This is a genomic window from Cardiobacterium hominis (genome assembly GCF_900637305.1).
Taxonomy (GTDB): Bacteria; Pseudomonadota; Gammaproteobacteria; order Cardiobacteriales; family Cardiobacteriaceae; genus Cardiobacterium; species Cardiobacterium hominis.
Genome location: NZ_LR134365.1, coordinates 1,226,716 through 1,251,736, shown reverse-complemented (window position 1 = coordinate 1,251,736; position 25,021 = coordinate 1,226,716). Strand labels below are relative to the sequence as shown.

At 59.4% G+C, this 25,021-nt stretch carries 18 protein-coding genes; 5 read left to right on the top strand and 13 right to left on the bottom strand.

All coding sequences use genetic code 11. The features are described 5' to 3' along the window. Positions 1-15: 15 nt before the first annotated feature. From EL199_RS06110 to EL199_RS06080, 7 genes are all read right to left on the bottom strand, one after another. Positions 16-1,614, bottom strand: coding sequence for a TolC family protein (locus EL199_RS06110; RefSeq protein ID WP_004139767.1), 1,599 nt, complete (start codon positions 1,612-1,614; stop codon positions 16-18). Between the two features lie 10 nt (positions 1,615-1,624). Further along, on the bottom strand, positions 1,625-3,268 hold the full coding sequence (aceF, locus tag EL199_RS06105) for a dihydrolipoyllysine-residue acetyltransferase (RefSeq protein ID WP_004139761.1): 1,644 nt from the start codon (positions 3,266-3,268) through the stop codon (positions 1,625-1,627). Positions 3,269-3,298: 30 nt separating this feature from the next. Next, on the bottom strand, positions 3,299-5,947 hold the full coding sequence (gene aceE, locus EL199_RS06100) for a pyruvate dehydrogenase (acetyl-transferring), homodimeric type (RefSeq protein WP_004139758.1): 2,649 nt from the start codon (positions 5,945-5,947) through the stop codon (positions 3,299-3,301). Positions 5,948-6,213: 266 nt separating this feature from the next. Beyond that, on the bottom strand, positions 6,214-7,554 hold the full coding sequence (locus tag EL199_RS06095; RefSeq protein ID WP_004139756.1) for a sodium-dependent transporter: 1,341 nt from the start codon (positions 7,552-7,554) through the stop codon (positions 6,214-6,216). 129 nt (positions 7,555-7,683) lie between these two features. Then, the gene (locus EL199_RS06090; RefSeq protein ID WP_004139755.1) at positions 7,684-8,172 is read right to left on the bottom strand and encodes a PAS domain-containing protein; all 489 of its coding nucleotides are present in this window, start codon (positions 8,170-8,172) and stop codon (positions 7,684-7,686) included. A 125-nt stretch (positions 8,173-8,297) separates the two neighbouring features. Further along, positions 8,298-8,687 (bottom strand): SMU1112c/YaeR family gloxylase I-like metalloprotein, encoded by a 390-nt coding sequence (gene gloA2, locus EL199_RS06085; protein ID WP_004139754.1) that lies wholly within the window; start codon positions 8,685-8,687, stop codon positions 8,298-8,300. A 6-nt stretch (positions 8,688-8,693) separates the two neighbouring features. After that, the gene (locus tag EL199_RS06080; protein ID WP_040354815.1) at positions 8,694-10,379 is read right to left on the bottom strand and encodes an AMP-binding protein; all 1,686 of its coding nucleotides are present in this window, start codon (positions 10,377-10,379) and stop codon (positions 8,694-8,696) included. A 264-nt stretch (positions 10,380-10,643) separates the two neighbouring features. Here EL199_RS06080 and EL199_RS06075 point away from each other — a divergent pair, with 264 nt between their 5' ends. From EL199_RS06075 to EL199_RS06055, 5 genes are all read left to right on the top strand, one after another. Further along, complete coding sequence (locus EL199_RS06075; protein WP_004139749.1) at positions 10,644-11,741, top strand: high-affinity branched-chain amino acid ABC transporter substrate-binding protein; 1,098 nt, start codon at positions 10,644-10,646, stop codon at positions 11,739-11,741. 778 nt (positions 11,742-12,519) lie between these two features. Further along, positions 12,520-13,434 carry a high-affinity branched-chain amino acid ABC transporter permease LivH gene (livH, locus tag EL199_RS06070; protein ID WP_004139748.1) on the top strand — a complete coding sequence of 305 codons (915 nt, stop codon included), beginning with the start codon at positions 12,520-12,522 and terminating at the stop codon, positions 13,432-13,434. Further along, a complete protein-coding gene (livM, locus tag EL199_RS06065) occupies positions 13,434-14,660 on the top strand; it encodes a high-affinity branched-chain amino acid ABC transporter permease LivM (protein WP_004139747.1) in 1,227 nt (408 codons plus the stop codon). The genes livH and livM overlap by 1 nt, the downstream gene beginning before the upstream one ends. After that, positions 14,657-15,418: a high-affinity branched-chain amino acid ABC transporter ATP-binding protein LivG gene (livG, locus tag EL199_RS06060; RefSeq protein ID WP_004139746.1), complete on the top strand. Its 762-nt coding sequence runs from the start codon at positions 14,657-14,659 to the stop codon at positions 15,416-15,418. Before livM ends, livG begins: the two co-directional genes overlap by 4 nt. Continuing rightward, the gene (locus EL199_RS06055; RefSeq protein ID WP_004139745.1) at positions 15,418-16,119 is read left to right on the top strand and encodes an ABC transporter ATP-binding protein; all 702 of its coding nucleotides are present in this window, start codon (positions 15,418-15,420) and stop codon (positions 16,117-16,119) included. The genes livG and EL199_RS06055 overlap by 1 nt, the downstream gene beginning before the upstream one ends. A 105-nt stretch (positions 16,120-16,224) precedes the next feature. On the opposite strand, the gene EL199_RS06050 is transcribed toward EL199_RS06055, so the two are convergent. The 6 genes from EL199_RS06050 to ribF all read right to left on the bottom strand — a co-directional run bounded on the left by EL199_RS06050 (position 16,225) and on the right by ribF (position 24,959). Continuing rightward, positions 16,225-17,115 (bottom strand): DUF2167 domain-containing protein, encoded by an 891-nt coding sequence (locus tag EL199_RS06050; RefSeq protein WP_004139743.1) that lies wholly within the window; start codon positions 17,113-17,115, stop codon positions 16,225-16,227. A gap of 20 nt (positions 17,116-17,135) precedes the next feature. Beyond that, the gene (locus tag EL199_RS06045; RefSeq protein ID WP_004139741.1) at positions 17,136-17,810 is read right to left on the bottom strand and encodes a phosphoglycolate phosphatase; all 675 of its coding nucleotides are present in this window, start codon (positions 17,808-17,810) and stop codon (positions 17,136-17,138) included. Further along, positions 17,807-18,676, bottom strand: coding sequence for an aldose 1-epimerase family protein (locus EL199_RS06040; protein WP_040354520.1), 870 nt, complete (start codon positions 18,674-18,676; stop codon positions 17,807-17,809). Before EL199_RS06040 ends, EL199_RS06045 begins: the two co-directional genes overlap by 4 nt. 185 nt (positions 18,677-18,861) lie before the next feature. Beyond that, positions 18,862-20,964, bottom strand: a complete 2,103-nt coding sequence (locus EL199_RS06035) for a transferrin-binding protein-like solute binding protein (protein ID WP_004139735.1) — start codon at positions 20,962-20,964, stop codon at positions 18,862-18,864. A 295-nt stretch (positions 20,965-21,259) separates the two neighbouring features. Next, positions 21,260-24,031 carry an isoleucine--tRNA ligase gene (gene ileS, locus EL199_RS06030; RefSeq protein WP_004139731.1) on the bottom strand — a complete coding sequence of 924 codons (2,772 nt, stop codon included), beginning with the start codon at positions 24,029-24,031 and terminating at the stop codon, positions 21,260-21,262. After that, on the bottom strand, positions 24,018-24,959 hold the full coding sequence (gene ribF / locus EL199_RS06025) for a riboflavin biosynthesis protein RibF (protein ID WP_004139729.1): 942 nt from the start codon (positions 24,957-24,959) through the stop codon (positions 24,018-24,020). The genes ileS and ribF overlap by 14 nt, the downstream gene beginning before the upstream one ends. Positions 24,960-25,021 lie beyond the last annotated feature (62 nt).

The following is a 25,021-nucleotide window of genomic DNA, read 5'->3' as shown; positions in this document are numbered from 1 at the left end:
CTTCTTTATATGCGGTTATTTTCTGCGGAATTTGCCCGCCGCGGTTTTGCGCGCAGCGTTGTTGCCCTTGGCTTTGTTTTTGGCGACGCTGCGGCTCTCGCTTTTGATGTTTTCCAGCGGGTGGCCTTCGCTTTCCAGCAGCAGTTCGCCGCTGTCGCTGACGCGGACGAAAACGGTTTCCGGACCGGTGTAGGGTTCGTCGCCGTAGGCGTCATCCGCGTTGGCAGATTCCAGTTCCATCGCCTCGTCGTCATCGACCGAGGTAAGGGTAAGCGGCGGCGGCGGTTCGCCTTTGCCTTTTTTCTTGCCTTTGCCTTCTTTGGCATCGGGCGAGGCTTCGCCTTTTTTCCGCCCTTCTGCCTTGGCGTTTTCGTCGCTAACGTCGGGGATTTTTGCCCATTGGCCGAGGTTACCGGTGGCGGAGAGGTATTCCAGCTTCGCCTGCATCAGGTCAGCCTGCGCCTGTACGCGCAGTTGTTTGACGCTCGCCAGTTCGCTATAGGCATTGACGACGTCCAGCAGGGTGCGGGTGGCTATTTTGAATTGGTCTTCGTAATCCACGACGACTTGTTCCAGCGCTTTTGCCTGCGCCTCGCTGATTTCAATGCGCGACTGGTCTTCGCGCATCTGCAGAGCGGCAACTTCGGCACGCTGCACCAGGCTGTCGTAGATTTGCGCCAGTTTGGCTTGTGCGGCGGCCGCTTGGTGGCGTTGTAATTCGATACCGGGCGCGGTCGCCTTGTTAAAGACGTCAGCCGACATGGTCAGGTAAACGGCAGAGTCTTGCGTGTTCGCTTCTGCTTTCAAGCCAACCACCGGGTAACGCGAGCGTTCTGCCACTTTCAGCGCCGCTTCGATGCTTTCCAGTTCGCGTGCCTGGGCGCGGTAGCTGGGGTGCGCCAGTGCGTCTTCTTCGCTGACTTTGTATTTGTTGAGCAGGTCGGTGATCGGCATATTGGCAAACGGGTCTTTCAGCTCGGATTCGGTCACCGGCGGATCGACGTAACGCGCCAAGCGGCGCAGGGCGAGGCCAAGCGCACGTTCGTAACTGATGATGGATTCTTGCACCTGGATGCGGCGCGCGTCCGCCTGGGTAAATTCGGAGCGGCGGCCAGGGTCGTATTCGAGGATGATGCGCAGCTGCTTGACGATGTGTTCGTGACGGGCGAGGTTTTCTTTCGCCACTTTCAGCGATTCACGTGCTTTCAGCGCTTCGAGGAAGTCGGTAGCGATTTTGAACGCCAGTTCTTCGGCGGTTTCGCTGGTTTTGTTTTTGTAGTACTGGGTTTTGATGCGGTCGCGTTCGATGCTCGCGCCGGTCGCGCCGAAGTCGTAGAGTTTCCAGTTGGCTTCGACGCCGGGGGTGAATTTGTAGTCTTTTTTGCTATTAAGCACGGCTTGGTTTACGCCCGCTTTCAGAGTGGGCCAGCGGCTGGCCTCCGTTTGTTCCAGGGTACTTTGCGCGACGCGCTGGTTGGCCTGCGCTTCGGCGATTTGCGGGTCACGCACAACCGCCGAACGCAGTATTTGCGGCAGATCCCTGCCGCAAGCCCAGAATGAACAAGCTACCGCCACGTAGAGCGTGACGGTAGCGGTACGGAGTAGCCGTTTCATTAGATTCCTGTCAGAGTAAAGTCCGTTTCATGTCGCCGAGGATTTGTGCCAGCAAGGAGGTCATGCGGGCACCCAAGGCTCCATCTATTACACGATGATCATATGACAGGGACATGGGTAACATCAAGCGCGGGGCGAAATCTTTGCCGTTCCACACGGGTTGCATCGCCGAACGCGAGACACCAAGTATAGCAACTTCAGGGGCATTGACGATGGGTGTGAAGAATGTTCCACCGATGCCGCCGAGGCTGGAGATGGTCATCGACGCCCCTGACATATCTTTCGGAGACAGTTTACCTTCGCGCGCTTTTTTGCTAATAGCAGCGAGGTCGGCGGAGAGGTCGTAGATGCCTTTTTGGTCAACGTCGCGGATGACCGGGACGACGAGGCCGTTCGGCGTGTCAACGGCAATACCGATGTTGTAGTACTTCTTCAGAATCAGCGCTTTGCCATCCGGTGAGAGCGAGGAGTTGAAGCGCGGCAGTTCTTTCAGTGCGCTGGTCAGCGCTTTCATCAGAAATGCCAGCATGGTGACGCGCACGCCGCGTTTTTCCGCCTCGGCCTTGAGCGAGACGCGGAAGGCTTCAAGTTCGGTGATGTCGGCGTAGTCGTGCTGGGTGACGTGCGGGATGTTGAGCCAGCAGCGGGTCATCGCGGCGCCGGTCAGGACGTTGATGCGTGACAGCGGCTGTTCTTCGATTTCACCGAACTGGCTGAAGTCCACCGCCGGAATCGGCGGAATTCCGCCCATGCCTTGCGGAGCTGCACCGCTACTTACGCCACCTTTGGCACCGGCTGCTGCCGCAACACCGCCGCTGGTAAGCAGGGTTTTGACGAAGGCGCGGATGTCGCTTTCAAGGATGCGCCCGAGGCGGCCGCTGCCTTGTACTTTGCCGAGGTCAAGCCCCATTTCACGCGCGATGCGGCGAATGGACGGGCTGGCGTGCGCGGTGGCAAAGCCGGCTTCGTCGATTTGCGGGTTGGCGCTGGGAGCAGGCGCAGGCGCGGCGACGGCTGCGGGCGCGGCTGCTGGGGCTGCTTGCGGTGCAGGCGCAGGTGCGGCTTTCGGTGCTTCTGCCGCCGGTGCAGGTGCGGCGGCAGGCGCGGCAGCGACACCGCTCAGGGTGGCGATGAGGTCGCCCTGTTTGACTTTGTCGCCGACTTTGATGGCGACGCTGGCGACGGTGCCTGCGGCTTCTGCCGGGACTTCCATCGAGGCTTTGTCGGATTCCAGGACGATGACGGATTGACCGTTCTCGACGTTGTCGCCGGTTCTGATGAGGACTTCGATGACGTCCACCGCATCGAAATCACCGATGTCGGGAACGCGGATGTCGGTTTGTGCGGCCGCAGCGGCGGGTGCTGCCGCGGCTTTCGGCGCTTCTGCCGCCGGTGCGGGTGCTGCTGCGGCAGGCGCGGCGGCACCGCTCAGGGTGGCGATGAGGTCGCCCTGTTTGACTTTGTCGCCAACTTTAACGCTGACGTTCGCCACGGTTCCGGCGATGTCTGCCGGGACTTCCATGGATGCCTTGTCGGATTCGAGTACGAGGACGGATTGGCCGTTCTCGACACTGTCGCCCGCTTTGATCAGGACTTCGATGACATCGACTGCATCAAAATCTCCAATGTCGGGTACGCGAATTTCATTGCTCATTATCAATATCCTGTGTCGTGAATTTTGGGTTTAACGGTAGAGCGGGTACTGGGTTTCCGTCTCGATGCCGTATTTTTCGATGGCTTTTTGTACGTCGGCTGCCTGGACTTTGCCCTGGTCGGCGAGCGATTTCAGTGCGGCGACGACGACGTGGTAGCGGTTCACTTCGAAGTGGCGGCGCAGCGCTTCGCGGGTGTCGGAGCGGCCGTAGCCATCGGTGCCGAGGACGAGCATGTCGCGGTCTTTCGGCAGGTAGGCGCGAATCTGGTCAGGATAGGCGCGGATGTAGTCGGTGGAGACGACAATCGGACCTTCTTTGCCGGACAGCACTTCGTTCAGGTAGGCGACTTGCGGCTTGGCGGTGGGGTGCAGGCGGTTGTAGCGCTCAACTTCTGCGGCTTCACGTGCCAGCAGGGTGAAGGAGGTCGCGCTCCAGATGTCGGAACCGATGCCCCAGTCGTCAGCGAGCAGTTTGGCGCCCGCGATGACTTCCATCAGGATGGAGCCGGAGCCCATGAGCTGGACGTGTCCCTTGCTGCCTTTGTGTTCGCCGATGGGGTACAGCCCCTTGAGGATGCCGCGCTCGCTGCCCGCCGGCATTTCCGGATGGGCGTAGTTTTCGTTGAGCAGGGTGAGGTAGTAGTACACGTCTTCGTGTTCGGTGTACATGCGGCGGATGCCGTCACGCACGATGATCGCGACTTCGTAGGCAAAGGTCGGGTCGTAGGGGATGCAGTTCGGGATGAGCGCTGCCTGCATGTGGCTGTGGCCGTCTTCGTGTTGCAGGCCTTCACCGTTCAACGTGGTGCGGCCTGCGGTACCGCCGAGGAGGAAGCCGCGCGCGCGCTGGTCGCCTGCGGCCCAGGCGAAGTCGCCAAAGCGCTGGAAGCCGAACATGGAGTAATAGATGAGGAAGGGTATCATCGCCACGCCATTGACGCTGTAAGACGTCCCGGCGGCAATCCAGTCGCACATCGCGCCGGCTTCGTTGATGCCTTCTTGCAGAATTTGCCCGTCGGCGGCTTCTTTGTAGAACATCAACTGGTCGGCATCGGACGGCGTGTATTGCTGGCCGAGCGGGTTCCAGATGCCGTACTGGCGGAACATGCCTTCCATGCCGAAGGTGCGGAATTCGTCCGGCACGATGGGCACGATGTGCTTGCCGAGCGCCTTGTCTTTCATCAGGGCGCCGAGGACGCGGACGAACGCCATCGTGGTGGAGATTTCGCGGCCTTCTTTGGTGGCAGCGGTGATGGTGGCGAAGGATTCCAGCGACGGTGCGGGCAGGGAGGCGGCGCGGTCGTGGCGTTCCGGCACGAAGCCTTGCAGCTTCTCGCGGCGCTCCAGCAGGTATTTCTGCTCCGGTGAGCCTTCGGGGAATTTCAGGTACTCGACTTTCTCGACCTGCTCATGCGTCAGCGGCAGGTTGAAGCGGTCGCGGAAGGCAAGCAGCTGTTGCAAATCCATTTTCTTGGACTGGTGCGCGACGTTTTGTGATTCGGCAGAACCACCCATCGCCCAACCCTTGACGGTGTGCATCAGAATCAGCGTCGGCGTGCCGCTTTCCTGCGCGGCCTTGTACGCGGCATAGACCTTGAGCGGGTCGTGGCCGCCGCGTTGCAGCGCCCAGATTTCCTCGTCGGTCATGTCGGAAACCAGCGCCTTCAGTTCGAGCGAGTTGAAGAAATGCTCGCGGATGTAAGCGCCGTTCTTGGATTTGTACGTCTGATAGTCGCCGTCGTTTACTTCCATCATGCGCTTACGCAGCACGCCATTAACGTCACGGGCGAACAGTTTGTCCCACTGGCTGTCCCACATGACTTTGATGACGTTCCAGCCGGCACCACGGAATTCGCCTTCCAGCTCCTGCACAATCTTGCCGCTGCCGCGTACCGGGCCGTCAAGGCGTTGCAGGTTACAGTTCACTACGAAGACCAGATTGTCCAGATGCTCGCGCGCAGCGAGGGCGATTTGCCCGCGGGATTCCGGCTCGTCCATCTCGCCGTCGCCGAGGAACGCCCAGACCTTGCGCCCGGTGTGCTTGATGAGGCCGCGGCTTTCCATATAACGCATGAAGCGCGCCTGATAGAGCGCCATCATCGGGCCAAGCCCCATGGAAACCGTCGGGAACTGCCAGAAATGCGGCATCAGCCACGGGTGCGGATATGAAGACAGACCATTGCCGCCCACTTCCTGACGGTAATTGTCGAGTTGCTCCTCGGTCAAACGGCCTTCGAGGAAAGCGCGGGCGTACATTCCCGGCGCGCAGTGTCCCTGGAAGAAGACCAAATCGCCGCCTTGCTCGCCTTCCTGCCCGTGCCAGAAGTGGTTCTGCCCGACTTCATACATGACGGCGGATGAGGCGAAGCTGGCGATATGCCCGCCGACGTTGGTGTGCTTGCCGGCACGGATGACCATCGCCAGCGCGTTCCAGCGCACATAAGCCTCGATGCGTTTCTCCAGCTCCAGATTGCCGGGATAGGACGGCTGGCGCTCCACCGGGATGGTGTTGTAATACGGCGTTGTGAAGCCGCTCTCAAAGCCGAGACCGTCACGCGCGGCCTGCTCCAGCAGCGTTTCGAGGATGAAATGCGCACGCTCCTCACCCTCCTCACGCAGCACACTGGCCAGCGACGCCAGCCATTCCCGGGTTTCTTGCGGGTCGATATCTTTATTCATCTTTTAGTGCCTCCAAAAAATAAGAATTTAACCATGCGCAACACGGCGCAGAAGCGGCACAAATTGTAGCACGCCCGCACCCGCGTCGCACGGGCGGCAAGGGGGCGCGTAAAAAAAGAATCAATAAAACAAATTACTACCTCATAAGCCCGCGCAACATTAAGCGCAGACGATAGACGGTGCAGACAAATAAAAACCGCCGCAAAAGCGGCGGCGGTGGCACGGACAAAATATACATACACGATGAGCGCTCAGGTGTATGTAAATTAGAACACCCCGATGCCGTGCAAAAAGACGATAACAATCGCCAGCGGCGCGACGAAACGCACCAGCACGAACCACAAATCAAACACCCACAGCGGCAGATTGCTGCCGGTCATCGCTTCGCGTTGCACCGCCGCGCGCTGCCACGCCCAGGCGGTAAAGAGCGCGATTAACAGCGCGCCGAACGGCATGCTCCAGCCGGTCACCAGCAAATCCAGCGAATCAAAAATCCCGCGCGCGCCGATAAACTGCACATCCTTGAGCAGCCCGAAGGACAGCGCCGACGGAATCCCCGCGAGAAAAATCGCCAGCCCGAGCAGCCACGATACCGGCGCGCGCCGCTCCGGCTTCTTGTACGCCAGCACCGCGACAATATTCTCCAGCATCGAAAACGCCGAAGTGAGCGTCGCAAACAGCACCAGCACCATGAACACCACAAACAGCGGCACGCCGAGCGGCAACTGGGCGAACACCGCCGGCAAAATCGCAAAAATCAGCCCCGGCCCCTGATTCGGCGTAAACCCGAGCGCAAACACCGCCGGGAAAATCACCAGCCCGGCGAGCAGCGAAATGGCGATATTCATCCAGACGATGCTGTTGGCGCTGCGCAGCAAGTCGTAGTCATCACGCAAGTACGAGGCATAAGTAATCATCACCGACACACCGATGCTCAGCGCAAAAAACGCCTGACCGAGTGCGGAAAGCATCGTCTCGCCATTGAAAAATGACCAGTCCGGCTTCAGCAGAAACACCACGCCCTGCCAGGCGCCAGGCAACGTCAGCGAGCGCAGCGCCAGCAGCAGGAACATCACAAACAGCGCGGGCATCATGTACTTGTTCGCCCGCTCAATCCCCTGGCTGACCCCAGCCTGCACTACATAAACCGTCGCCAACATGAACAGCCCCTGGAACAGCAGCACCTCGCCCGGATTCTCAATCATCGCGCCGAAAAAGGCACCATAATCGGTCACCGCCGCCAAATCGCCGCTGATACCGTGCCAAATATAGGCGACCACCCAACCGCCGACGACGCTATAAAACGACAACAACACAAAACAGGTCGCCACACCGAGCCAACCGACCAGCGGCCAGACGCTGCCGGGGCGGATGCGGTGAAACGCCTGAATCGCGTTGTGCCGGCTGTGACGGCCGATGACGAACTCGGCGACCAATACCGGCGCACCGACCAAAAACGTAAACACGATAAAGAGCAGGAAAAACACCGCGCCGCCGTGCGTGCCGGCGGTGTAGGGAAATTTCCAGATGGCGCCGAGACCGATGGCAGAACCGGCGGCGGCGAGAATGAAACCGAGACGGGAAGACCAATTATCGTGCTGACTCATAAACAGACCGGGTTGAGAAAAAGGGCGACATTATGCCATTTGCCGCCTGTCCGCGAGAAAAATGGCGCACAAAAAACCGCCCCGAAGGGCGGAGTTTAGGCGCGCGAATGCCGTTTCGCGGGGCGCGAATCAGATTTCCGCAGCGCGCAGTTGCGCGTAAAGCGCTTCATGTTCTTTGATGGTGGCGTTATCAATGCGGCGGCGCACCGAGTTGTAGCCGACGATTTTGCCGTCTTCAATGATGGGATCAACCACGGCGCGCACCCAGTAATAGCCGCCGTCTTTGCGCAGGTTTTTCACGCAGCCCGTCCATTGTTTGCCCGCTTGCAGCGTGCTCCACAGGTCTTCAAAGGCGGATGCCGGCATGTGCGGGTGGCGCAGGATGTAGTGCGGCTGGCCGATGAGCTCTTCTTTTTCCCAGCCGCTCGCTTCGATGAAGGGCAGGTTAACGCTGGTGATGAAGCCTTTGGTATCGGTGCGCGAGAAGATCATCATCGTGTTGGTGAGGTAGAACTGGTCATCGGTCACGTACACGCGGCGCTTGTGGCCGTCAAAATAGGTGAGGTCGTAGGCTTCGGATTGGCCGGACGGCTTTTCCATATCTGGAATCGGGTTCATGGGTTTCCTTTGTTTCTCAGGGATATTGCAAGATTTCTCGGCACCGGTTGGCGCGGCGATTGTCTCTAATTAAGCATTTTTTGTGCCATGTTTGTCGCGCGGTATTCCGTTTGGTTATGACGCGGTTACTGCTGGTAAAACTCCAGCGGCAGGCCGTCCGGGTCTTTGATGAAGAAGAGCTGCTTGCCGGTGTATTCGTCGATGCGGATGGGCTCGCAGGCAACGCCCAACGCTTGCAGTTCGGCACGCTTGGCGGGAATGTCCGCGACGGCAAAGGCGAGATGACGCAGGCCGCAGGCTTCCGGCGTGCCGTCCATACTGCCCGGTCGCGGCGGCGGGTTGGGGAAGGAGAAGAGTTCGACGACGTACTGGCCGTTCAGGCCGAGGTCCAGTTTCCACGAATCGCGCGCCGCACGGTAGTGTTCGGCGAGTATTTGCAAGCCGAGGATTTCGGTATAGAAGCGCTTGCTGCGCGCGTAGTCGGAGGCGATGAGGGCGGTGTGATGAATGTGCATACTGCCCTACCCTTTCGCCTTCGCTTTTTCCCGTGCCACCAGTTCGCGCTTGAGGATTTTGCCGACGTTCGATTTGGGCAGGTCGTCGCAGAATTCGTACACCTTCGGGCGTTTGTAGGCGGTGAGGTGGGCGTTGGCAAATTTTTGCAGCTCTTCCATCGTGAGTTTTTTGCCGGGGCGGGCAACGACGCAGGCTTTGACTTTCTCGCCCGAGCCTTCGCTCGGCACGCCGATGCAGGCGACTTCCAAGACCGCCGGGTGTTGCGCGAGTACCGCCTCGACTTCGCTCGGATAGACGTTAAAGCCCGACACCAGAATCATGTCTTTTTTGCGATCGACGATTTTCAGCGCGCCATCGGGGCGCATCACCGCGATGTCGCCGGTTTTCAGCCAGCCGTCTTGCAGGGCGCGGCGGGTTTCGTCCGGGTGTTGCCAGTAGCCCTGCATCACTTGCGGCCCGCGCACCCACATTTCCCCCGGCTCGCCCAGCGGCACGATGGCGCCGTTGTCGTCGCGCAGGGTAACGTCGGTGCCGGGCATGGGGTAGCCGATGGTGCCGTTGTAGGTAGCGGTGTCCATGTGGTTGACGCAGACCAGCGGCGAGGTTTCGGTCAGGCCGTAGCCTTCGACGATGACGTTGCCGGTGAGCGCCTGCCAGTCGTCGGAGACAGCTTTTTCCAGCGGCATGCCGCCAGCAATGACGTAGCGCAGGCGCGAGAAGTCCAGGCGGCGGAAGGCGGGGTTGTTCAGCAGGGTTTTGAACAGGGTATTGACGCCGGTGAGCATGGTCGGCGGGTGGCGGCGCAGGATGGTGAGGAAGGATTTGATGTCGCGCGGGTTGGTGACCAGCACGGAATGCACGCCGCAGCTGCTGAATCCGAGGCTGTTAATGGTGCAGCAGAAGATGTGGTAAAGCGGTAGCGCGGTGATGATGACGTCGCCGGGGCCGATATTGCCGCCGACGATCCACAGGTTGATTTGCGTGGCGTTGGCGAGCAGGTTGGCGTGGCTGAGCATCGCCCCTTTGGCGACGCCGGTGGTGCCGCCGGTGTATTGCAGCATCGCCATCTCGTCGGGTTTGGCGTCGTAGCGGGTAAACGGCAGCGTGCGTCCGATTTTCAGCAGTTTTTTGAAGGGGATGACGCCCGGAAGGTAGTATTTCGGCACCAGTTTGGCGACGTGGCGCACGTAGAAATTGACGATCGGCGCCCAGAACGCGCCCATTTCGTCGCCGTAGCGGGTGACGATGATGTCGCGCAGGCTCGGCACTTGCGGGCGCACTCCGGCGACGCTGCGGGTGAAGTTTTCGGCAAGCACGATGCCGCGCACGCCGCTGTCGTTCAGTTGGTGCTCCAGCTCGCGCGTGGTGTAGAGCGGGTTGACGTTCACCGCGACCACGCCCGCCAGCATGCAGCCGTAAAGGCAGATGGGGTATTGCAGGATGTTCGGCATCATCAGCGCGAGGCGGTCGCCGGGTTTGTAGCCGAGTTCGTTTTGCAGGAAGGCGGCGAAAGCGCGGGCGCGCTCGGCGATGTCGCGATAGGTCAGGGTGCGGCGGAAATTGCTGAAGGCGGGACGGTCGGCGTGGCGCGCGAACATGTCTTCCAGAAATGCGCCGAGGTTTTCGTACTTGCTGCCGCTGAAGGTATGCGGTACGCCTTCCTTGTAACTGGCGAGCCAGGGGCGGGCGATGTCGTCCGGGGTGTTCATGAGCTTCCTTTATACTGGTTTATCGGTGGCAATACTATAAAGCGAACAGCCGACAAACGGCGATTTTCCTGCGCTTTACGCCGGTTTTTCAGCAGCGCCGTTGTTTTTCGCTATGCATTGCGACAAGAAAACGCATTTCTCGCTAATTTTCACCGCATATCTTAGCGATATTCCCCATAAAGCGCTTGACATCATCGCGGCTTTTGCCGAAACTGCGCAGCCTTTCCTTAATCTCACGGAGTTGTCATGAAAAAGACCCTGTTTGCCCTCGTTTTTGCCGCCGCTTTCGCGCACGCCGAAGACACGATTACCATCGCCCTCGCCGGTCCGGAGACTGGCCCGGTCACGCAATACGGCACGATTCAGAAGATTGGCGCCGAGGCCGCGATTGATTTTTTGAACGCCAACGGCGGTTTTAACGGCAAGAAGCTCGTCGTCAAGTCCTACGACGACGCTTGCGAGCCGAAGCAGGCGGTGACGGTCGCCAACCAGATCGTCAATGACGGCGTGAAGTTCGTCATCGGCCACCTGTGTTCATCTTCCACCATGCCCGCCGCCGAGATTTACGACGAGAACGGCATCGTGATGATTACCGCCGCGTCCACTTCGCCGGAGCTGTCGCAGAAGGGTTACAGCACCATCCTGCGCACCATCGGCACCGACTTGCAAAGCGCGCCGGTGAGCGCCGCCTACATCGCCGATGTCATCAAGCCGAAGCACATCGCCCTCTTGCACGACAAGCAGGCGTATGGCCAGGGACTGGTCGATGCGGTCGCCGCGGATTTGAAGGCGCGCGGTATTGAGCCGGTCATCGTTGAAGGCGTGAACAAGGGGCAGAGCGATTTTTCCGCGCTGATTACCAAGTTGAAGAACGCCAATGTGGATTTTGTGTACTGGGGTGGTTTCCACCCGGAAGCGGGCGCGATTTTGCGCCAGGGCGCGGATCAGGGCTTCAAGCCGGTGTTCATGGGCGCGGACGGCGTCGATAACGCCGATTTGTTCGCCATTGCCGGCAGTGCGGCGGAAGGGGTACTGGCGACGGTGCCGATGGATTTTTCTGCCGCGCCGGAAAACGCCGCTATTGTTGAAGCCATCAAGGCGAAGAAGCAGGACCCGAACGGCCCGTTCGTCATGCCCAGTTATGCGGCGGTGCAGGTGCTGGGTGAGGCGGCAAAACGCGCCGGTAGCGACGACCCGGAGACTATCGCCAAGACGCTGCGCGAGGGCGAGTACGACACCGCCATCGGCAAGATCAGTTTTGAGAAAAACGGCGACCTCAAGGATTTCCATTCGGTGGTGTATGAATTGCACGCCGACGGGAAGAAGGTGTTGAAGAGTAAGTAAAACTACTCCCTCCCCTGTGGGGGCGGGGTTGGGGAGGGGGGGGTAAATCAGGTTCGCGTTATCACCATGTCCCTCCGTCATCCATTCCGGTTCCTTTAACAGTCTGTGTTATTAATGAAGACCAATTTTTATTGGTTTTAGGGAACGGCTATTCAAAATGGCTTGCGGTTAGATAATAAATACCGCTACCCCTCCCTAGAGGCTGTTGACAATTCGGCGAATGAGCCCCTCTCCCTTTGGCACTAGTGTCCGGAATAATTTTTGGTTGATAAAATGCTTATAAATCATGTGAATAATCACCATACAGAACCGCGTGCGATGCGTCAGGCACCCCAAAATAGTGCTCAAAAGTAGCTTTTTGAGGTGTGATATGGCGCGTTATTACGGGGGAATCTGTATAAATCATACTGTTTTAAAAAGAATTTCATCCAAAAAAATATTCCGGACAGTAGTGCTCCCTTTGGGAGAGGGGTTGGGGTGAGGGCAGTAATTAATTGAAAAACCGAAATTTCGATTCATCAATGATTGCTCACCCCCTCCCCGGCCCTCCCCCGCTGCGGACGCTGGCGCGTCCTGCAGGGGAGGGGGTTTATCGGCGGTATTCCCGCATTTGTTTTTATAGCCATACACCGAAAGCCTCAGACAAGGCGCGTCGCTGAAGACAGTACGCGGTTGTACGGCGAAGCGACGCAACACCGTATGAGGCTTTCGGGGGATGGCTATACATCCATCGTTTCAGTAATGGTGCGCCTCGGCGCACCCTATCCTTTTTTAACCCATGTACAACTTCCTTCAACAAATTATCAACGGCCTCACCCTCGGCAGCATTTATGCGCTGATTGCCATCGGCTACACCATGGTCTATGGCATCATCGGCCTGATTAACTTCGCCCACGGCGAGATTTACATGATTGGCGCTTATGTCGGCGTGGTGTCGCTGGTGGGTCTGCCCGCGTTCGGCCTGCCGCTGACGCTGGTCATCATCCTCGCCATTTTGATTGCCGTCGTTTTGACCGGCGGCTACGGCTTCGCGGTCGAGAAGATTGCCTACAAGCCGCTGCGCAACAGTCCGCGCCTGGTGCCGCTGATTTCTGCCATCGGCATGTCCATCTTTTTGCAGAATTTCGTCGCCCTGGGGCAAAGCAACAAGGATATCGCCCTGCAACCGGTGCTGACCGCGCGCTGGGAGTTGCTCGCCAATGACCACGGCATGAGCGTCTCGCTCTCGGCGCTGCAAATCATCATTTTCGTGGTAACGCTTGCCGCGATGCTCGCCCTCAACCTGTTTATCAAGAAATCGAAAACCGGCATGGCCTGCCGCGCCTGCGCCTCGGACATCGGTATGGCAAAGCTGCTCGGCATTGATGCGGACAAGATTATCGCGCTGACCTTCGTCATCGGCGCCGCGCTCGCCGCCATCGCGGGCATTCTCGTCGCCCTCTACTACGGCACAATTACCCCGTACATGGGTTTTGTCGCCGGGATGAAGGCGTTTACCGCAGCCGTTTTGGGCGGCATCGGCTCGATTCCGGGGGCGATGCTCGGCGGCTTTATCCTCGGCCTTTCCGAGAGTTTCGCCTCCGCCTATCTCGCCAGCGAATACAAGGATTTGGTCGCTTTTTCCCTGCTGATTGTGGTGCTGCTCATCCGCCCTTCCGGCATTCTCGGCAAACCTGAAGTGGAGAAAGTGTGATGCGCTACCTGCTTTATGCCGCCCTCGCCGCGGCGCTGACTTTCTTCATCACCCTGCCGATTCTCGGCGTTCATCTCAATCAAAGCGCGCAGGGGCTGTCGCTCACCGGCCAGTGGCAACATTGTCTCTACGCCGCAGCGGTCGTCTTCATCGCGCAACTCTTGCTGCCGCTTGCCATTCAGGCGAAGCACCGCCTGCCGCGCAACCCGCGTTTCAGCCCCGCCGCTTATATTGAAAACCACCGCGGCGTCGTGCTGGCGCTGCTCATCGTCGCCGCCTTTTTCGTCCCGGTTTTCGGCTCGCGCGGGGCGGTGAATGTGGCAACGCTGGCGCTGATTTACGTCATGCTCGGTTTGAGTCTGAACATCGTCGTCGGCTATGCCGGGCTGCTCGACCTCGGCCACGTCGCTTTTTATGCGGTCGGCGCCTATTGCTACGCCATCCTCGCGCAGCACGGCGTCGGCTTCTGGACAACGCTGCCGATTGCCGCCCTGCTCACCGGCGCGCTCGGCCTGCTCCTCGGTTTCCCGGTGCTGCGGCTGCGCGGCGACTACCTCGCCATCGTTACTCTCGGCTTCGGCGAAATTATCCGCATCCTGCTCAACAATCTGGACAGCCTCACCAACGGCCCAAAGGGCATCAACAATATCCCTAAGCCGGGGCTGTTTAACATCGTCTTCACCCGCAAGGGCGGCGCGGGCGAAACGCCCTTCCACGAACTCGTCGGTATTCCCTTCAGCACCGAACAGCGTGGCATCTTCCTCTACCTCATCATCCTCGGCCTCTGCCTGCTAACGCTGTGGGTGATTAACCGCCTCTTGCGCATGCCGATTGGCCGCGCCTGGGAAGCGCTGCGTGAGGACGAAATCGCCTGCCGCTCGCTCGGCGTCAATACCACCGGCATCAAACTCTCGGCCTTTGCCATCGGCGCGGCGTTCGCCGGACTCGCGGGCGCGTTTTACGCCGCCTTCCAAGGCTCGGTAACGCCCGATTCCTTCACCTTCTGGGAATCCGCCATCATGCTTGCCATCGTCGTCCTGGGCGGCATGGGCTCGCAGACCGGCGTCATCCTCGCCGCGCTCGCCCTGACCATCATCCCGGAAATCGCGCGCGAATTTTCCCAATACCGCATGATTATCTTCGGCGCGGTGATGGTGCTAATGATGATTTGGCGCCCGCAGGGACTGATTCCGGCACAACGCCCGAAAATGGAGCTACCCGAATGAGCCTGCTTACCGTCGAAAACCTGCGCATGCAATTTGGCGGCCTCGTTGCCGTTGATAACGTCCACTTCAGCCTGGAACCGCGCCAGATTGCCGCCATCATCGGCCCGAACGGCGCGGGCAAAACCACCGTCTTCAACTGCATCAGCGGCTTCTACCAGCCAAGCGGCGGACAAATCACCCTTGATGGCGAAGACATCACCGGCCTGCCCAGCCACCGCATCGCGCAAAAAGGCCTGACCCGCACCTTCCAGAACATCCGCCTCTTCCGCGAAATGACCGTGCTGGAAAACCTCCTCGTCGCGCGGCACAACCACCTTGACACCCGCTACTGGAGCGGCATCCTGCACAGCCGCCGCTACCGAAACAGCGAGCGCGTCGCCAAAGAGCACGCCGCCAAATGGCTGGACACCTTCGAGCTGCGGGCGTTCGCCAACCATGAAGCGGGCAGCCTCGCCTACGGCCAACAGCGGCGGCTGGAAATCGCGCGCTGCATGATGACCGCCCCTAGAGTCCTCATCCTGGACGAACCGGCGGCCGGGCTGAACCCGCAAGAAACCGCGGCGCTCGTTACCCTCATCGAAACCCTGCGCGACACACACGGCATCAGCGTGCTGCTGATTGAGCACGACATGAGCCTCATCATGCGCGTCTCCGAGCACATCATGGTCATGGAAAACGGCCGTCCCATCGCCTACGGCAGCCCGGACGACATCCGCAACAACCCGGACGTCATCAAAGCCTACCTCGGAGAAGCCTGATGCTGCACATCGAAAACCTGCACACCCACTACGGCCCCATCGAAGCGCTGAAAGGCGTCTCGCTCAGCGTCGAACAAGGCGAAATCGTCACCCTCATCGGCGCGAACGGCGCGGGCAAAAGCACCCTGCTCAACACCATCTGCGGCAGCCCGCGCGCGAGTGCCGGCAAAATCGAATACCGCGGCGAAAACCTCACCCGCGTGCCGACGCACAAAATCAGCCAGCGCGGCATCGCCCTCGTCCCCGAAGGACGGCGCATCTTCCCGGCGCTCACCATCGAAGAAAACCTCGAACTGGGCGGCTTCCACCAGACAAAAGCCGAAAACCAAAAAAGCCTGGAGCACATCTACCAGCTTTTCCCGCGCCTCCTGGAGCGGCGCAGCCAGCGCGCGGGCACCCTCTCCGGCGGCGAACAGCAAATGCTCGCCATCGGCCGCGGATTGATGATGAAGCCGAAACTGCTGCTCTTGGACGAACCCTCGCTCGGCCTCGCGCCGATTATCATCGCGCAAATCTTTGACATCATCCGCGACATCCGCGCGCAGGGCATCACCCTCTTTCTGGTAGAGCAGAACGCGCACAAGGCGCTGCAAATCGCCGACCGCGGCTACATCCTTGAGCTGGGGCGCATCACCCACAGCGACAGCGGCGAGAACCTGCTGAAAAGCGACGCCGTCCGCAAGGCGTATCTGGGCGGGTAGCGCAGTGTCGCCGCCCGCGCCAACCCAAACAGGCGGCGACATTTTCAAAAGAAAAGGCTGTTTCTTCCGAAACAGCCTTTTTGCGTGGCGGGTGATATGCGACGCTTATTCGTCGTCTTCCTCGCGGCGGCGTCCGCCAAAGAGTTTTTTCACGCCGTAGATAACGCCGACCGCACCCACAATCAGCAGTTTGCTGAATTTGACGGCAAAGGCGGCGATGACCGCGAGCAGGCCGAGTTTTTTCGCCGCCAGGCCGCCGACCAGCGCGGCAATGCCGTATTCGGCAATCTTATCGGTGGTGGGGTTGAAATCGGCATAACGCTGACCGGCGCGGTATTCAATGGCGGCAAGCAGTTGCTGCGCGGTGGGTTTGAAGCGTTCGATGGCATCCATTTCGGTGACGAAGTTGAGGCTGATGTAACCGTAGCGGCCGAGCGCGTAAGTGTTGTAATTGACGCTGCTGGTGGCATTGCCCACGGTTTTGGCATCCACCGAGTAGATGAGGCGCTGGGTGCTGGCGTCATAGTGCGGTTTCTCTACCCAGCCGCCCACTTCCAGCGGCGGGATGCCTTGTTGGGCGCGCTGTTTGTTTTGCTCTTTGGTGCCTTCCTTGATGTTTTTCAGCAGGGCATCAACGTCCCAGTTTTTGGCGTCGTCGTCCTTGATGTAGCCAGCCTCGGTGTAGCTAAGATCGGCCATCCAGTCGTCTGCTTCGCCGGTGGGGATGATGATGCCGTAGCGGTCAGGATCGGCGCTGTTTCCTGCCAGTTCCATCAGCTCGTTTGCCGGTTTTTTCGGTAAAAAGGCCATGCCGGCAGGCAGTTGCAGGCTGGCCTGCGCGCCGAGATCGACGGTTTTCGGCCCCGGTTCGGCCTGGGCAAGCAGGGCTTGCATTTTGGCTTCGCGCTCTGCGTCACTGAGTTGTTGTGCGCTGGCTGGCAGGCCGGCAAGGGCGATGAGTGCGGCGGCACACAGGCTGCGGAGGGTTTTTGTCATGGGTTTTCCTTTGCTTGGGGTTAGACAAGGGTGAGCAGTTCAGCGAACTGGTCAATGAGGTAATCGGCGCGGGTGGCCGGGGTTTGTTGCAAGGCGCGGACGTCGGCGTAGCCGTAGGTGACGGCAACGGTCGGGCAGCCCGCCGCTTTGCCGGCGAGGATGTCGTTGGCAGAATCGCCCACCATCAGCATTTCGCCGGGCGTAATGCCGAAGGCGGCGGCGGTGGTCGTAAGCGGCAGCGGCGACGGTTTTTTTTCCGCGAGGCTGTCGCCGCCGTAGATGCGCGCGAAGTAGTGCGCAAGGTCAAGATCGGCGAGTAGCTGCTTGGCGTGCGCTTCGTTTTTGTTGGTGATGACGGCAAGCGCGATGCCGCGCTGCGCGAGGGCGGCGAGGGTTTCCGGCACTTGCGGGTAGGGGCGGGTTTTGTCGCTCAAATGCTCAAGATAGTAGGCGGTGAAATAGCGATAGACTTCGGCGTGTGCGGCGGGCGGCGCGTCGGCGTCGCCATCGCGGCTGTTGGTGAGGACGCGATGCACCAGGCGCGGGATGCCGTCGCCGATATAGCTTTCGATGGTGGCATCCGGCAGCGGCGGCAGCCCCATGTGGGCGCGGCTGGCGTTGGCGGCGGCGACGAGGTCGGGCAGGGTGTGGCAGAGGGTACCGTCGAGATCAAAGGCGATGGCGCGGATGGTCATGATTGTGCCTCGTCGTGAATGCGGATGTCGTAGTGGCGTTGCCAGTCGGCGTGCGCGGCAAGGCGCTGGATGCCCAGTTTGTTTTCGAGGTTGCCGTCGTGGCTGGCGCTGTCCATCACGCCCGCCCAGGGTTCGATGCAAAGGAACGGCGCCTGTTTGTCGGCGGGTGTCCACAAGCCGAGGTAGGGCAGGTCGTCGTAGCTGACGGTGAGCACGGGCGCGGGCGTTTTGCCGCGCAGGGTGATGCGGGCCGCGCCGGGGGTGTGGTAGATGAGGGCGTCGTTCGCAAACTGCGCGTAATCGAGGGCAAAGGCGGTCTCTGTGGGGCGCGGCGTGGGGTCAAGCAGACCGTCCTGCCAGCCCAGTCGGGCAATGCCGGGGCCGTCGAGGGTAATTATGTGGTCGGCAAAGCTGTCGCCGTCGGCCAGCGGCAGGTTGAAGGCGGGATGGCCGCCGATGGAAAAGAGCAGCTCCTGGTCGGCGGGGTTGTGCACCTGCCAGCCGACGCGCAGGGTGTCGCCACGCAGGGTGTAGCTGAGGTCAAGCACGAAGGCGAAGGGGTAGTTTTCGCCGCTTTCTCCGCTGTCTTCGAGGCGGTAGGTGAGGCTGTGTTCGTCGTGTTCGACGAGGTGGAAATCCTGGTCGCGCGCGAAACCGTGCTGCGGCAGGCGGTAGTCGTGGCCGTGGTAGTGGTAGCGGCCGTCTTTGAGTTTGCCGACGATGGGGAAGAGGACGGGCGCGCGCCGTGCCCAGTAGCGCGCATCGCCCTGCCAGAGGTATTCGCGCTCGCGGTGGATGAGGCTTTGCAGTTCGCCACCGTGCGGGGCGATGGTTACGGCGAGGTGTTCGTTTTCGAGGCGGTACATTGCGGTTTCCTAATTTAGGGAGGAGTGCGCAGTATAGCAATCCTCATGCAGCATCGCGCGGTATAGCAATCCTCCTAAAGCCTCATACGGATGCACGGGCAAAAAAGAAACGGCCACTTGCGTGGCCGTTTTGTCTGCCGGAGCAGACGGAGCGTCGTTGTGACTAACTTCGGTTGGAAAGTGGCTTATAACTGGCTGTAGTTGTTTTGGCCGTAGTTATTGTTGCCGTCATCACCCTGGAAGGTGTTGCTGGTAGCGCTGCCTTTGCTTGCGCCAAATACGCCGCCCCAGTCGTTTTGCCCGTAGGCATCGCCGTATTTGGAGGTATCCTGGACGGTGTTAAATGAGCCGCCCATTTCTTCTGCTTTTTCGCCGAAGAAGGATGCCTTGAAGATAGCGCAATCATCGCCTGCGACGTAAGTGCGGTCGGCAGAACCAATGACGGTGTTACCGGTGATATTGCCCTGGAAGCGAACCAGTTTGTCACGGGTTGTCGCGGCTTTGCTCGGATCCAGCAGCCATTCGTTATAGACTTCGCCCAAGACGCGTTTCTTGCCGAAATCGACACGGGCTTCAACGAAGTTACCCAAGCCAATGCCAGATGCCGTACCGGCAAAAGCGTTCGGCAGATTGCGGCCGCCGCTGCCGTGATAGCTGTTGTCAATGCCGTACATCAGCGCATGGCCGTTATAAACCGCTGTCTGGTTGCTCGGCAGCGCCGCCATTTGCTCGATGGTGGTCGCATCGGTACCGCGGTAGAAGTAGTTATCGACGGTGTTATCGTCACCCTTGTTGGCAAACGGACTGCGGATGAAGCCATCGGGATAACCGTCTTGACCGGCATCCAAATCCAGATTGGTCGTGACGCGACCATATTGGACATGTTTCAGCGTGCTGGGAATTGCGCCGATGCTGTATTGGGTAATTTTATTTTTATCCCCTTCTTCATAGGCCGCAGCAAAACTTCTAACGCCGCTAAAGCTATTGAGTGCGACAGGTTTTAACTCGTTATTCTTGCCATCAACGGTAGCAAGGTGGTAACGGCCGAAAATTCGCGTCGTCGTATTATGGTGATCTTCCCATTTATTGGTTTCTTTATTGAAATTGAGTTCTTGTCCCAATGTCGGAAGAGTAGGCGCAGCGCCTGAGTTATAATTAATACTGCCGATACGAATCAAACCATTGGTTGCAGCGTGACTGTTTTCGATATCACCAGCAAATTTTCTGGCCTTGTTAGGTACACCGGCAATAGTACCATCTTCAAAAGCCGGATCAGTTGCTGTTGTTTTGCCACCATTACGGGTGAAGGTATTTTCGAAAGCGGTTTGCGGCGCACTCCACCAGACCAGATCTTTACCAAATTTACGTTCCGTAGCGTCTGCGGGCGTAACTACCGTACTGGCTTTACCATTGCCAACCGCAGGCAATGTTCTTTTATATACTGTGAATTCATTGCCATTAATATCTTTCCACGGATATGTAGGGTTTCCGCCAACCATAATGGTATGAGTCGTCGGCGAGAGAATGGCAGTAAGCGGCATATCAGTTGGAGCACCACCAGCAGGAGTGTAGAGTGTTGACGGGAATCTTTCATCATTGACAACATCGTACTCGAAAGTTCTGTCCGTCATTCTGCGGCTAAATTGGTTGCGTTCGTCCAGATTGTCCGTTTTGAAGTGCTTGGCTTCAGCTTCTTTCAGTTTGCTCGTATCCGTGCTATCTGTTTCCAGCTGATTGGCATGAAGGTCATACATGCCTGCTAGAACATCAACATTTCTAAAGTTTTCTTGTTGCAGGCTATTGCTATTAGTTACAGAGTCCTGAATGATTTCACCATTGGCTTTCAGCGGCATCGGGTTATCGCTACCGGTGAATTGTGCTTTAACCGGGGTGCCATCGGCGCGGGTGATGTCTTGACGCGCTAAGACGATGTTGGTCAAGCGCGGGTTCTGTTCGTTCAGCGTGGTACCAAGCAACGGTGAAGCAGACGCCGGTTTGCTCGGGTTCAGCACGCGGTCGTACTGGGAGCCATCGCGGCGGATGTATTGCAGGGTGCCGACGGTGTTTTGTTTGGTGAGGTCTTTGTCATCCACGACATGGGTGCCGGTCGGGTCAACCGCTTGCTGCGGGTTGGTTTGCGCTTCCGGTTGTTGAGGTTGCTGCGGCTGGTTCGGCGTGGGTTGTTTGGGCGGATCTGCGGGCTTGTTGCTGTTGTCATCGCCACTGCCACCACAGGCGGCAACACCGACTGCTACCATGACTGCCAGAGAAAGGTTCGTTAGTTTCATCTTGAATCTACCTGTATTTAAGATTTAGAGATAAAGGAAATTTTCTAGCCACAAGCCAGAGGCACATGACTGGTGGACATCTTAATGTAATGTTTGTTCTTTGCAAGTATCCGCATAGCGTCTTTTTCGCGTGCTGTTTTTATAGGTTAATGTTAATTCCGGTTTTTTCAGGTTTTCTTTGCAGGTATAGGGAAAAGGTTCAAGGTTACGCCTCAATGTGCATTTGGTAATATTGAGAAAAGTGAAGCTTTCCCACGGCGATAAAAAAGGCTGCCGTAGCAGCCTTTTCGTATCGTCAGACGTAATGCCTTATTTCGCCACCGTGCGCGACGTTTTCCACGCAGCGCGGGCAGAGGCCGGGGTAGGCGGGGTCGTGATTGACCGTCGGCAAGATATGCCAGCAGCGTTCGCATTTGTCGCCGTCGGCTTTTTGTACGGTGACGGCGAGCGCATCGCTTTTTTCCAGGCTGACGGCCGAGGTGATGAAGAGGAAGCGTAGTTCATCACCCAGGCGGGCGAGGTTTTGATAGGTCGCCTCTGGTGCGGTGATGTGCAGCGCCGCCTCGAGCGAGCCGCCGATGATGCCGTCTTTGCGCGCGTTTTCCAATGCGACGTTTACGTCTTCGCGCACGCGGATGAGGTCTGCCCAGTAGGCGGCGTCAAAGGCGCTGTCGTAGCTAACGAGGCCGTCGTAGAAGCGGCTGAGGAAGACGGATTCTTCGCGCGCACCCGGCATGTGTTGCCAGATTTCTTCGGCGGTGAAGCTCAGGATGGGCGCAAGCCAGCGCACCATCGCTTCGAGGATGTGCCAGATGGCGGTTTGTGCGGAGCGGCGCGCGCGGTTGTCGGTGGCGATGGTGTATTGGCGGTCTTTGATGATGTCGAGGTAGAAGCCGCCCATTTCGACCGCGCAGAAGTTGAAGAGCTGCTGGTAAATCAGGTGAAATTCGTAGTTTTCGTAGGCGGCGATGATGGTTTTTTGCAGGGCATCGGCACGGGCGATGGCGTAGCGGTCAAGCGCCAGCAGTTCGTCTGTCGGCACGGCGTGTTTGGTCGGGTCGAAGTCGTGCAGGTTGGCAAGCAGGAAGCGGCAGGTGTTGCGGATGCGGCGGTAGGCATCGGCGCGCTGTTTCAGGATGTTGTCGGAGAGGCTGACTTCGGCGCTGTAGTCGGCAGACGATACCCAGAGGCGGAGGATGTCCGCGCCGAGGTTGTTGATGACTTTTTGGGGTTCGACGACGTTGCCGAGCGATTTGCTCATTTTGCGCCCGCTTTCGTCCACGGTGAAGCCGTGGGTGAGCAGGCCTTTGTAGGGCGGATGGCCGTCAATGGCGCAGCCGGTGAGCAGCGAGGAGTGGAACCAGCCGCGGTGCTGGTCGCTGCCTTCGAGGTAGAGGTCGGCGGGATAGCCGATGTCGTCGCGTTGGCGCAGGACGGCGTAGTGGGTGGTGCCGGAGTCGAACCAGACGTCGAGGACGTCGTTCAGTTTTTCGTAGTGGGCGAGGTCGGCGGCCGGGATGAGTTCTTCCAGCGCCAGGGTGAACCATGCTTCGATGCCGTCTTTTTCGATGACGGCGGCGGCTTTGTCCATGATGTTGAGGATGTCCGGGTGCAGTTCGCCCGTTTCTTTGTGCTGGACGAAGCAGAGCGGCACGCCCCAGTAGCGCTGGCGGGTGATGCCCCAGTCGGGGCGGTCGGCAATCATGTTGGTGAGGCGGCTGCGTCCCCATTCGGGGGTGAAGCGCACGTGTTGCAGGCCATCCAGCGCGGTCTGGCGCAGTCCGGCTTTGTCCATGCTGATGAACCATTGCGCGGTGGCGCGGTAGATGGTCGGGCTGTGGTGGCGCCAGCAGTGCGGGTAGCTGTGGCGGATGGCTTCGTGGTGGACGAGGCGGCCTTGTTCGCGCAGCAGTTCGACGACTTTGGGGTTGGCTTTGAAGACGTTTTCGCCCGCGAAGTACGGGGTGTCACTGCTGAAGCTGCCGTCCGGCAGGACGGGATTGACGACTTCGATGCCGTACTGGCGGCAGATTTCAAAGTCTTCGACGCCGTGCGCGGGTGCGGTGTGAACGCAGCCGGTACCGGCATCCAGCGTAACGTGTTCGCCGTTGATAAGAAGCGAGTCGCGCTCGATGAAGGGGTGGGCAAGCGGCAGGCGGTCCAGCGCGACGCCTTTGGCGGTGGCGTGTACGGTCCACGGCGCGCTGATGCCCCAGCGCTCGCGCACGCTGTCCATCATTTCTTGCGCGATGACGAACCAGCGCCCCTCGCCTTCGATGAGGGCGTAGTCGTGTTCGGGGTGGACGCTGACGGCGAGGTTGGCGGGCAAGGTCCACGGTGTGGTCGTCCAGATGATGACGTCCACCGCGGGCGGCACAACGTCGCTGCCCATGCGCCGCGCCAGTTCCGCCGGTTCACGCACGGCAAAGCGGACGTCAATGGAATCGGAGGTTTTGTCTTCATATTCCACTTCCGCTTCGGCAAGCGAGGAGCGGCAGTCCAGACACCAGTTCACCGGCTTGTAACCGCGCACCACATGGCCGCGGGCAACGATGTCGCGCAGGGCGCGGACGATGCCCGCTTCGGTCTGCGGCTGCATGGTGAGATAGGGATGCGCCCAATCGCCAAAGACGCCAAGGCGGATGAAATCGGCTTTTTGCAGTTCGATCTGGCTCGCCGCATAAGCGCGGCAGGCGGCGCGGAATTCGGTGGCGCTGACTTTGGCGCCCGGTTTGCCGATTTGCTGCTCCACTTTCTGCTCAATCGGCAGGCCGTGGCAGTCCCAGCCGGGAATGTAGGGGCTGTTAAAGCCGAGCAAATGGCGGGATTTGGTGATGATATCTTTCAGGATTTTGTTAAGCGCATGGCCGACGTGAATGGCACCGTTGGCATAGGGCGGGCCGTCGTGCAGGATGAATTTCGGCGCATCAGCGAAGGCGGCGCGCTGTTTGCCGTAAATATCGGCCTTTTCCCAGAAGGCCAGCATCTCCGGCTCACGCTGCGGCAGATTGCCGCGCATCGGAAAAGCGGTTTCGGGAAGGTTCAACGTATCTTTATAGTCTGCCATGAGGGAGTTCCTGATTGATAAAAGCGTGGGCGCGGGCGATATCGTCGCGGATTTGCGCCTGGAGTGCGGCGGCGTCGGCAAAACGGCGCACGTCGCGCAAATAATGGCGGATGTGAACGCGCAGCGTCTGCCCGTAAAGCGCGGCGTTCTGCTCAAAAACATGCACTTCCAGCTTGCGGCGGATGCCGCCAAAAGTGGGCGTGGTGCCGACATTGGCGACGCCCCAGTGCAAGGCGCCCGGCTGCGGGGGCGCTACTTGTACCACATAGACGCCATCCGGTAAACACCAGCTGGCGGGCAGGTGCAGATTGGCCGTCGGCGTATGCAGGGCGCGGCCGCGGCCATCGCCGTGGCGCACTTTGCCGGTGAACGTGAGGTCATGCCCGAGCAGGGCGCGCGCGCCGTCCAAATCATGCGCGGCCAACGCGGCGCGGATACGCGAACTGGAAATGCGCGCGCCGTCGGCGCTGACGGTGGCGAGTGATTGCACGCGAAAGCCGCACTCATCGGCAAAACGTTGCAACAGCGCGAAATCGCCCTGGCCGCGATAGCCAAAGCGGAAATCATCGCCGACCAACAAAAAACGCAGGCGCAATGGCAACAAATAATCGCGAATAAAATCGGCCGGCGCTTTCTGCATCAGCGCGCGGGTGAACGACAGCAGCAGCCAATGCGGCAACCCGGCTGCGGCGAGCCAGTGGGCGCGGTCGCGCAGGGGGGTCAAAAGCGACGGCGACTCGCCTGACACCAGCGCCTTCGGATGCGGGAAAAAACTGAGCAGCACCGGCGCCAAATCCTCGCGCGCCGCTTCTGCCAACAGCGTCTGCAAAATGGCCTGATGCCCACGGTGCACGCCATCGAAATTGCCGATGGTGAGCGCGACGGGCTGCGGCAATGCCAAACGGCGCTGCCAACGGTGAATCTGCATGAATCCTCGCGGGTGAAAAAGCGCGCATTATAAATACATTGCGCCCCTGCTGCCGTACAATC

What these genes read in the sequence shown, in the direction of transcription:
- EL199_RS06055 (WP_004139745.1), top strand. Translation starts at nt 15,418, where the DNA reads ATGCTGCACATCGAAAACCTGCACACCCACTACGGCCCCATCGAAGCG.
- aceE (WP_004139758.1), bottom strand. Translation starts at nt 5,947, where the DNA reads ATGAATAAAGATATCGACCCGCAAGAAACCCGGGAATGGCTGGCGTCG.
- EL199_RS06095 (WP_004139756.1), bottom strand. Translation starts at nt 7,554, where the DNA reads ATGAGTCAGCACGATAATTGGTCTTCCCGTCTCGGTTTCATTCTCGCC.
- EL199_RS06050 (WP_004139743.1), bottom strand. Translation starts at nt 17,115, where the DNA reads ATGACAAAAACCCTCCGCAGCCTGTGTGCCGCCGCACTCATCGCCCTT.
- aceF (WP_004139761.1), bottom strand. Translation starts at nt 3,268, where the DNA reads ATGAGCAATGAAATTCGCGTACCCGACATTGGAGATTTTGATGCAGTC.
- livM (WP_004139747.1), top strand. Translation starts at nt 13,434, where the DNA reads ATGCGCTACCTGCTTTATGCCGCCCTCGCCGCGGCGCTGACTTTCTTC.
- EL199_RS06090 (WP_004139755.1), bottom strand. Translation starts at nt 8,172, where the DNA reads ATGAACCCGATTCCAGATATGGAAAAGCCGTCCGGCCAATCCGAAGCC.
- livH (WP_004139748.1), top strand. Translation starts at nt 12,520, where the DNA reads ATGTACAACTTCCTTCAACAAATTATCAACGGCCTCACCCTCGGCAGC.
- gloA2 (WP_004139754.1), bottom strand. Translation starts at nt 8,687, where the DNA reads ATGCACATTCATCACACCGCCCTCATCGCCTCCGACTACGCGCGCAGC.
- EL199_RS06110 (WP_004139767.1), bottom strand. Translation starts at nt 1,614, where the DNA reads ATGAAACGGCTACTCCGTACCGCTACCGTCACGCTCTACGTGGCGGTA.
- EL199_RS06035 (WP_004139735.1), bottom strand. Translation starts at nt 20,964, where the DNA reads ATGAAACTAACGAACCTTTCTCTGGCAGTCATGGTAGCAGTCGGTGTT.
- ileS (WP_004139731.1), bottom strand. Translation starts at nt 24,031, where the DNA reads ATGGCAGACTATAAAGATACGTTGAACCTTCCCGAAACCGCTTTTCCG.
- EL199_RS06045 (WP_004139741.1), bottom strand. Translation starts at nt 17,810, where the DNA reads ATGACCATCCGCGCCATCGCCTTTGATCTCGACGGTACCCTCTGCCAC.
- EL199_RS06075 (WP_004139749.1), top strand. Translation starts at nt 10,644, where the DNA reads ATGAAAAAGACCCTGTTTGCCCTCGTTTTTGCCGCCGCTTTCGCGCAC.
- livG (WP_004139746.1), top strand. Translation starts at nt 14,657, where the DNA reads ATGAGCCTGCTTACCGTCGAAAACCTGCGCATGCAATTTGGCGGCCTC.
- EL199_RS06040 (WP_040354520.1), bottom strand. Translation starts at nt 18,676, where the DNA reads ATGTACCGCCTCGAAAACGAACACCTCGCCGTAACCATCGCCCCGCAC.
- ribF (WP_004139729.1), bottom strand. Translation starts at nt 24,959, where the DNA reads ATGCAGATTCACCGTTGGCAGCGCCGTTTGGCATTGCCGCAGCCCGTC.